This window comes from Candidatus Hydrogenedentota bacterium, from assembly GCA_016791475.1.
GTDB lineage: Bacteria > Hydrogenedentota > Hydrogenedentia > Hydrogenedentales > JAEUWI01 > JAEUWI01.
Window position 1 is genome coordinate 19,585 of record JAEUWI010000075.1, and the last position, 9,460, is coordinate 29,044.

Sequence of the window (9,460 nt, forward strand, 5' to 3'; positions counted from 1 at the left end):
CTCATGTTTTTTTCCCGGCCGTGGCCCTGTGGAGCTGCTGGGTGATTCGTTGCTGTTCGGGGATATAGACCGTCAGCACGGTACCCGATCCGGGCTGGCTCTTCACCTGGATATCGCCGCCGTGCTCCCGGACAATTTTATAGCTGCAGGCGAGGCCGAGACCTGTTCCTCCGCTGCCCTTGCTACTGATGAAGGCCTGGGAGAGGTGAGGCACGATCTCCTCGGGAATCCCTATGCCCGTGTCGGCGATCCGTATGGTACATCCCTGGTCCGTGCAGACGCAGGTTACGGAAACGGCGCCTTCGTTGTGCTCGCATGCCTCCACGGCGTTAACCACGAGATTGAGCACCACCCGGTAGATGCCCTGAGCGTCAACATTCGCTATACCCACGGGGTCGGGCTCAAAACTCAGGCCGACTTTGTACTTTCTCGCCCGCTCTTCAAAGAGGGCCAGCACGTCGCGGACGATTACGTTAATGTCCGTCCGCGCACGGTCGGGACGTCGATCCTTGGAGAATACGAGCATGTTCATCACGAGCCGGTCGATGCGGTCCATGGCGCCCCGAAGAATAGGCCAGCCCCGGTCCATGTATTTGAAATCCTGCTTCTCGATAGCCATATTGATGAACTGGGCGCCACCGCGAATCCCCGTAAGAATGTTCTTGATGCAGTGCCCCAGCCCGGCGGTCGCCATGCCGATGGCGGCGAGCCGTTCCCGCTCCATATTCTCCTGATAGAGCCGGGCGTTTTCCACCGCAACGCCCACCACCTGGGCGACGGCGGAGAGGAGCTCCAAGTCGGATTCTCCCAGGGGAGTACTCGTATTGCCCACGTCCACATAGATCACACCGGCAACGGCGCTTCGCCCGTGGAGAGGGGCGCACATGGCGGCGTGGATATCGTGGCCCATGATGCTCTCGGCACGCCCGAAGCGACTGTCTGACCGGGCGTCATTGGTGAGTATGGCTTCGGCATTGTCAAAAACATGCTGGATCAAGGTGTGGCTCAGTGGGGGGCCCTCTTCGGCACCGCCCTGGGACAGTGCGGCGCGAATCTCCGGCCGCTTGTCCACCCCGCCCAGGGTGAGAATATAACCGCGCCTCACGGGCAGCGCCTGGAAAATCAGTCGCAGGATTTTGTCCAGCAATTCGTCGAGGTCAAATACCTCTCCAAGTAAGTTGGCCGCGCGATAGAGCACCATGAGGCGTTCGTCGCCCGCCTCCCGAATGATGGACTCTCGAAGGGCGGCGGCCTGTTCGCGGGTTATGGCGGCGCGCCCAAAGCCCGACTCGGCCGCGATCTCCACCCGGATCTCCTGCCCGCCGATGATGATCCGGTCCCCGTCGGCGAGGGCGCCATCTTCCCTGCGCACGCCGTTCACTTCGACGCCGTTTCGCGAGCCGAGATCTTCGAAGCGCAGGATGCCGTCCTCAACCCAGAACCGCGCATGGTAGCGGGATGCATGCTTCGAACTCAGCGTGATTCCATTATCCTCGCCCCGCCCCACGCGTATACCGCCCTCGGGAATCGTATAGCGTTCCACATCCCCCGCCGCTTTGAGAATGACGAGTTCGCAGACGGGCATCAGCCGATCACCCCCAGGACACTTTGAAGCAGAAACACGGGATCGACGGGCTTGTCCACAAAGCCCTCGGGACCCTTGACGCCGAATTCCTCTTCCATCCGATCTACATTGTAGGCCGTCCCCTCTTCCTCGTTGACCGCCGTGAGCATGATGATGGGTATCGTTTCGGTAAAAGGGGATTCGCGGAGCATTCTGAAGGCGGTGAATCCGTCCATGACCGGCATGTTCACATCGAGTACAATGAGGTCCGGTTTCTCCGCCTCGGCGCGGTCAATGGCCTGCTGACCATTGAGGGCTTCTATGCTCTCCCACCCCTCCGCCTCCATGACGCCGGCGACAAAAAGGCGTACGCTTTCGTCATCGTCCACAATCAGAACACGTTTCGGCAATGCCATTCGGCCAAACTCCTCTCTTTGAATTCAGAGGCGGGCTTCATCGAGGCGATTGGCCCGCGCTATAACTTTTCTCCAGTGTAGCACACCCTCCCGACAATCCGGCCCTTTCCTTGATTGGTCGCGGACGGCGGCGCGACCGTCTAATCACATTGAGAGCACCATGTAATCACCAGCGTCTGGCGAACCTCCAGGCGGGAAGTATTCTCCACCCTTTTTTTGTTCCATGCAACCGCGTTGCATGGGCCGGGGCTGGAAATCCCCCGATCCATGCTTCCGCAGTCTCTGAATTTTTGATGCAAATTCTTTCGGGCCGCGACGGCTGGACATCGGCGATAAAATGGGACATACTAGCCTTGGGAAAACAGTAGAACGGCCCCAAGGCAGTGGCTGTTCCAAGCGGGAAGTAGATGATGTCCGATCTTAAGACCGTACAGAAGTTTCGCGATGCCCAGAGCCTGTTTCAGCAGGAGCGATTCCGGGAAGCCCTGCGCCTTTTTGACGACCTTTCCCTCTCCTACAAATCCGACAAGGAAATCATGCTCAACCGGGCCATGTGCCTGGCGCGAATCGGCAAAGAGGAAGAGGCGGAGATGCTTTGCGATCACGTGACGATCGTGCACAAGGACCCGCGCGGCGCTATCCTCAAGGCCCAGATACCCCGGTCGCGCCGCGACGAGAAAACTGCGCCCGAGGAGATTAAACCGCGCAAGCCCCTGATCTCTCCGGAGGTCCTGAAGCGTGCTATTGTGGCGTGCTTTGCCGTGACGCTTCTCTACACGTGCTGGACCTTCTACAGCTCCTATGAGGCCCCGGCCGGCCCCGCGATCCTCACGATGGATGCGCCGAAAGAGCGAACGCTTCGCTTTCCCGCGGACGCGAGTCTCGGAACGCTCTTCATCCGCGACTGGGCCTTTGCCGCCGCCAGCATTGGTGCGGACGTGGGCGCCTGGGTGGAGCACGGCGAGGCGAAAGGAAAAGTGACCATCCCCGCGGGCAAGGAGGCGCGACTGGTGTTCAATCCGGGCCAATCCGCGAACATAGGGGCCCTGAAGCGCCTGGGGGCCAATGCCCTCCAGTCCCTGGACCTGCACGACTGCCCCGTGGGCGATGCGGGCATGGCGCAGATCGGCCACCTTACGGGCATGTTCAAGCTGAGTATTGACAATACGCGGGTCGGGCCGGAAGGGTTTGCGCAGTTGCGGCGCATGACTTCCATCCGGGAGATCTCCATCATCGGCACGACCCTGGGCGAACCCGGCCGACGCTTTATCGGACAACAGCCTTTTCTTGGGCACATCGATGCGGACAAAGCGGATTTGAATGACGAGTGGCTTATGACCCTGCCCGCTATGGAGCGCCTGACGTTTTTGAGTCTTGACGACACGGCGGGCATCAGTGATCGGGGAATCGCAGAGATCGCCAAGCACCGAAACCTGCAGGATCTCTTCCTGAGCTATACCTCCCTTACCGACGAAGGCCTGGCCAAAATACAGTCGATCAAATCGCTGAAACGGGTCTGGCTGGAGGGCACGAAAATCACCGACGCGGGCATGGAGGGCTTTCGCCAGATCCCGAACATCGAAGAGATCGGGATCGCCTATACCGCGGTGACCAATGAGGGGCTGATGCGGCTGGTGGACATCAGCTCGCTGAAAAAGGTCGGCATCAAGGGTTGCGACAACATCTCCGTGGAGACCGTGCGCCGATTTCGAAATGCGCGGCCCGAGGTTTTTATCGAAACGAACTTGAACGTGTAGACGTGGATCTCACTCGCCCTTGAGAAAGCCGATCAAATCCCGCATTTCCTGCCGGGTCATGACCTTTTCGAGTTCTTCCGGCATGAGGGAGAGGCTGGCGGAGGACATGCGGTCGATGTTTTCCCGATTGACCGTATTCTCCACGCCAAGGGCGCCCCGGATGGTGACGCTGCTTTCGTTCTCCGCCACGATGATTCCGGAGTAGGTCTCCAGATCCGTGGTTTCCACCACGAAGTTCTCAAAGCCGGGCAGTACTTCGATGTTGGGCTTGATAATGTGGAGCAGGATGGACTCACGGGGCTGGCTCCGGATACCGGTAAGGTCGGGCCCGACGTCGTAGCCGTCTTCACCGAAACGGTGGCACCGCGCACAGTTATTCTTGAATACCTCACGCCCTGCGATCGCGTTGGGTGTCATGGCGAGGACCGATTTGAAGTCTTCGTAGACCGCGTTGCGGTCGGTCGTCTGGATGGTGCTGAAGACGGCCTTGGCGCGGGCCTGCAGATCGGCGTCGCGATGGTTGGAAAGCTGATTTCGGCTGACGGGGTCAATGGACCACGGAGGTATGGCCCCCGACTCCAGGGCCGAGATAAACACGGCGGTGCGCTCGGGCCGGGAAAGAAGCGCGTCGAGGGCCGCCTTGCGGATGGGGGTTGTATACAGCCCCCAGGCGTCGCCGTCGGCCAGGCGTTCGCCCACGCGAGGATCGGACATCATGCTGAGGGCCTGCACGGCGGCCTGGTGTATTTCCTGGGTTTCCCGGGGGTGCAGCAGGCCCGCCAGGCGGTCGCCGGCTTGATCAAAGCTCGCGTAGCCCAGCAGCCCGATGGCTCGAAGGCGTGCATCAATCGGCGCCCCGGTGTCCGTGGCGAGAATTTGACTGCCCTCCAACAGGGCGGCGAGCGCGCTAACGCCCGCAGGATTACCGGCGGTCAGGGTGGCGACATGACTGAGTGCGGGCACAGTTCCATCATAGGCAGAATTTCTTCGGATTCCTTCGGCGACCCCGGCAACCGCAATCGCGCGCAGAAGGGGCTCGTCATCCAGGGCGGGGCCCAGCAACTGAGCCAGGAATGTCGTGGTGGCTTCGGCAGGCTGGCTCTGGGCCATCATCCTTGCGAGGGGTTCCATCCAGGGAAGGCGCGCTTCCGCGTCGGGAGAGTCCAGGGCAACAAAGGCGGTGGCGAAAGCCGGTAACTGGGCGGAAATTCCGCTGAGGACAGAGGCGCGAATCCAGGAATCGCTCGCACCCATGGCTGCAATGTGAAGCAACGGCTCGACGGTATCCGGCGTGCCCCAGTCTCCCAGGGCCAGGGCCGCCTGGAAGCGGACACGGGCATCCGCATCTCCGGCGGACTTCAGAACAGCCTCCCGCAGAGCGGGCGAATCCACCGCCAGCGGGCGGGCGAGGCGAAGGGCATGTTCGCGGACATTTCGGTCCGGATCGCCTAATGATTTCAGTAGGGATTCCTCCTTGAGCGCGTTCAGCCCTGAGAGGAGACCCAGTGCATGGAGTCGGGCCAAAGCGACCGGACTGCTATCCAGGGTAGCTTCCAGCACCGCAGCGGCATCCGGGGCGTCACGCAACTCGGTCAAGAAAAGTCGATGGGCGGTATCACGCTGCCAGGCATCGGGTGCTTCCAGGTTTTTCGCCACTGCGGCCACCTGCTCGGTATCCGCGGTGAAGCTGCGCGGGGCCGGGGCCGCGCCTTTGGCGGTGATGCGATAGATGCGGCCCATATTGCGTCCGCTCTGAAAATCGGTGATGGCGGCCACGTCTTTCGGTAGGTACTGGGGGTGTTCAATGGTTTTGCGGTACATATCGCAGAGGTACAGGGCGCCGTCCGGGCCGTTGGCCAGAAACACAGGACGAAACCAGTTGTCCGTGCTGGCAAGAAACTCTTTGCCCTCTTCCCCGCGATGTCCCTTCCATGCGGGGCCGTTGTCGGTGAGCACGGTACGATGGACGATGTTGCTCGTGGGGTCACAGGTGAAGCCGTTTTCGCGGTAGGGCTCCGGGAGCGCGGTGCCCCGGTAGATCACGAGACCGCAGGCCGCGGTGAAAGTACCCGCATGGGAGTAGGCCGTGGTCGTGGCCTCCGTCAGCGCGTAGAGGCGCGTTTCACTGCCCAGACCGGCAATCTGATCTTCCACCTCGTGGAGGCCGGCGTATGGATTTCGCTCGAGGTCGGCGTGCTGGATAACCACCTGGGAAATATGCTTCCGGTTGGTACAAACGAATCGGTGTCCGTAGTTGTCAAAGGTCTGACCAAACTGGGCCTGTCCCGAAGTGGCCTCGATGGCGCGCGTGATCGGGTTGAATCGCAGATCGTTGGAACCCATCTTCACGGGAGCGCCGGGGTTGGCGGGATCGATGACCTCTCCCCCGCTCAAGCCGTTGGTGAAGTAAAGCCAATTATCAAGCCCAAGGGTCGGATGGCTCACATAGAGCTGCGTCGAGCCGCCAAGGGTGAAACCCGTGAGGAAATCTTCGCGCACATCGGCCACATTGTCGCCGTTCGTGTCCTTGAGGAAGTAGATGGTGGGTGCGCTGGTGAGCAGTATGCCGCCCTTCCAGGGCATGACACCGTTCGGAAAAGAAAAGCCCTCGGCAAAGGTTGTGCGGGTCTCGTAGTAGCCGTCGCCGTCGGTATCTTTCAATAGGGCTACCCGCCCATTCAGCGCCTCATCGCTCGGATAGCCGCGATTCTCGACCACATACAGATTGCCCGCCGGGTCGAAGGCGAGCGCGACGGGATCTTCCACCTGGGGTTCGGAAGCGACGAGCTGCACTTCCACATCGTCGGGTACGTGGAGCGTGGCTGCAGCCTCACTCGGCGGAACAGGTTTCAATTGCTCCGCGAGCAGGGGAAGGGAGAGCAGGAGTATGGACGCAAGCAAACAAGCACGCTTAACCATGAAAGACCTCTTCGTAGCATTCGGGTATTGGCCGCCCGCAGGGGGCGTTTCGCGGACGCGGGTTGCCATGGGGTTAGCATAGTGAATAGCGTCGTGAAATGTCGAATGGACCGCCCTCACGGCGATAGCCGTGTCGCGCGCGGTCAACCCTCAACCTGGATTTCGCACCGACTCGCGCAACGACCGCGGGAAGAGCGTTCATGAACCGCGCGTTCTTGTGACCTCGCAGAACAGCGATCGCCTATGGCACAATGGCATCCGCACTCTGCCCCTGCTCGTTCCTATCCCTTCGCCACACGTTTTCCGGATACGCAATGCCCGCTGAGACGAATTGGAATCGGTTTTGCACGTCACGCTGGATGGAAGCTTCCCTCGTGGCGCTCCTGCTTTTCGCGGGCCTCCTCGAGCGCATCTGGCATATCCAGGACGAGTACGTGTGGTATGACGAGCATCTCCTCTACCATAACCTTCTCGGCGAGCGCCCCCTGGGCGAATTCTTTGTAGAACTACGCCGCACAGACCCGCCCATTACCCCGGTGTACTTCGCCGTGCAGTATTACTGGACGAAACTCGCCGGTGTGGGCGTGCTGCAACTTCGCGTACCGTCAGTATTGTGCAGTCTGGCGGCGGCGGCACTGCTCTATGCCCTGGTGCGACGCATGTTCGGGGTCTCTGCGGCCCTGTTCGCCCTCTTACTCGCGTGCCTGTCGAACCTCCACGTCTACTATGGGCAGGAGATACGCGTTTATGCTTTTCTCCTCCTGCTGGCGACAACGTCCATGTATGGCTTCCATCGGGCGTGGCATGGCGGCGGAAAGCGCTGGCATATGCTGCACTATGGCGCCTCGGCGCTCATGCTGCTCACCCATTTGTTTGCGCCTTTTCTCCTCGTGGCGCAGGGGGTGTATCTGCTGGCGCTACAGGGGAAGCGTCCGTGGCGCGTGGCCCCGTGGGCCCTTGGGCATCTGCCCGCTGTGCTCCTGCTGGGGTGGTGGATTACAACGATCGACCATCAGGCGCTGGACGACGCCACCATAACGGATCGCGGGGGCGAGTTTATCCGCATTTTCATCCGCTGCATCACCTGGGACGGGGCCTGGCTCCCCCATGCTGTTTTTCAGGGAGAGATCGGACTGATTGTGACGTTGCTGGCCCTTGCGGGTCTTGGCGGATGGGCCTGGCGGCATCGTGGCGAACCGGTGCGCGAAGCGTGGGAGGCCACGCCCTGGCAGAATTTCCTGCTGCTGGCCTGTTGGCTCATTATCCCGCCCTTGTGCCTTCTGCTGCTTTCCGCCGCACGGGACACGGTTTTCAACACGCGCTATATGCTCTTTTGCTCCTTTGCTCTTTTTGGCATCTTTGGCGCGGCACTCTCCATCATCCGCCCTCCACGGCTGCGTGTTGCGGCGGTGTCGGCGAGTGTCACGTTGGTGCTCTGGCATAGCCTGAGCGAGGTCCGCCCCTTTCGCCCGAACGACTACGAACTGGCTGCGTGGATAACGGAGAACAAGGCGCCCGCCGATCGCGCCATGTATTCCCCGCCGTGGATGGGACTGGTCGTGGTGCCGAAGTTCTTTCCGCAATTGAATCTGGAATCCGGCCATGTGGACATCGTGCCGCCTTGGGTGGAGGTGAAGCCCGGCGAGACCCTCTGGGTGATCTACAGCCGACCCGGCTGGACTTCAGAACTACCAACACACGAAGCAACCCTGCGGGCGCGGGGACTCCAGTTTGAGCGCGTTCGCGTGACGGATATCTCACACACCTTCGTCTATACGTCCCTGTGCCTCTACCGCCTCGACCCCTGCTTTACCGTGCTCTATCGCGTCTGGCGCGCGCCGGATCAACCCAGCGACACGCCGTCGTGATCTTTCACACCCGCGTTCTTAATAGATCCCGCAAGTCGTTTCAGGTAAAAATCGGGTGCCTCCTGGAAATACTCCTGGCACCGGGGCGCGCGGCAGATGTAGTAGATGCTCCCCTCCACCGGCGTCATGCGCGCGGATCGGAGATACCGTTCGCCCAGGCACACGGGACAGACAATCAAATCTTTCAGTTCGCGAAGACAACGATCAGGGTCCTGCTCGAAGACATCGACACAATCGCGACTGCAGAAATAGTATTCGCGCCCGCGGTAGTTGTGGGCCACACCCGTGGCTTTGTGCATGCCCAATCGAACCAGCGATGACAGGCACCCCGGGCAGATGGGCGTATTGATCAGTTTCGGCTCCCGTGTTTCCACGGCCCCTTCCGGCGTGAAATCGGCTGCACCGTCATCTTCTCCCGATTCACCCGCCGCGCTTCCCCCAAGCAAAGCCGCCTCCAGCATGACGCGGGGCGGCAGCTCCTCACCGCCATAGCTGCGGCTGGCGACAGAAAAATCCGTACGTGCGCCGGCACCCGGCTCGATGTCGTTGAAATCCACCAGAATGGTCGGCGAACCCAGAAAACGCAATCGCCGAGCCTCTTCCGGTCCGCGCACGAGGACTTCCTGGATTTCGGCATCCACGCCCAGCGCCGCGACGGTCTCCGTAACCATGGCGATGGCCGCCCGGGCATTGGGGCAGTCTTCGGTGTAGAGGATGTCGATGTTCATCGGGAACTCCCGGACGTTGGGTGAGGGAAATGGGTCTTATGGGTCGTATGGGTCGTATGGGATGATAACAAGCCTTATTGATGAACCTGCGAATTCACGGGAACCCAAAGACCCATCGAGAGTATGCACACAAGCCTACAGCCTACAGCCTACAGCCTACAGCCTACAGCCTACAGCCTACAGCCTACAGCCTACAGCCTACAGCCTA

6 protein-coding genes are annotated in these 9,460 nt (G+C 60.8%); 2 read left to right on the top strand and 4 right to left on the bottom strand.

The window, feature by feature from the left end; all coding sequences use genetic code 11:
* Window position 1 precedes the first annotated feature (1 nt).
* Together JNK74_25685 and JNK74_25690 are read right to left on the bottom strand one after the other, a co-directional pair.
* Window positions 2-1,585, bottom strand: coding sequence for a GAF domain-containing protein (locus tag JNK74_25685; GenBank protein ID MBL7649582.1), 1,584 nt, complete (start codon window positions 1,583-1,585; stop codon window positions 2-4).
* Window positions 1,585-1,980 carry a response regulator gene (locus tag JNK74_25690; GenBank protein ID MBL7649583.1) on the bottom strand — a complete coding sequence of 132 codons (396 nt, stop codon included), beginning with the start codon at window positions 1,978-1,980 and terminating at the stop codon, window positions 1,585-1,587. Before JNK74_25690 ends, JNK74_25685 begins: the two co-directional genes overlap by 1 nt.
* Window positions 1,981-2,387: 407 nt before the next feature.
* Between JNK74_25690 and JNK74_25695 the strand changes: the two genes are divergently transcribed.
* Window positions 2,388-3,737, top strand: a complete 1,350-nt coding sequence (locus tag JNK74_25695; GenBank protein ID MBL7649584.1) for a hypothetical protein — start codon at window positions 2,388-2,390, stop codon at window positions 3,735-3,737.
* 9 nt (window positions 3,738-3,746) lie between these two features.
* On the opposite strand, the gene JNK74_25700 is transcribed toward JNK74_25695, so the two are convergent.
* Window positions 3,747-6,656, bottom strand: a complete 2,910-nt coding sequence (locus JNK74_25700) for a HEAT repeat domain-containing protein (protein MBL7649585.1) — start codon at window positions 6,654-6,656, stop codon at window positions 3,747-3,749.
* A 359-nt stretch (window positions 6,657-7,015) separates the two neighbouring features.
* On the opposite strand from JNK74_25700, the gene JNK74_25705 reads away from it, so the two are divergent.
* Window positions 7,016-8,524: a glycosyltransferase family 39 protein gene (locus JNK74_25705; GenBank protein MBL7649586.1), complete on the top strand. Its 1,509-nt coding sequence runs from the start codon at window positions 7,016-7,018 to the stop codon at window positions 8,522-8,524.
* On the opposite strand, the gene JNK74_25710 is transcribed toward JNK74_25705, so the two are convergent.
* Window positions 8,500-9,252: a YHS domain-containing protein gene (locus tag JNK74_25710; GenBank protein MBL7649587.1), complete on the bottom strand. Its 753-nt coding sequence runs from the start codon at window positions 9,250-9,252 to the stop codon at window positions 8,500-8,502. The genes JNK74_25705 and JNK74_25710 overlap by 25 nt on opposite strands.
* Window positions 9,253-9,460 lie beyond the last annotated feature (208 nt).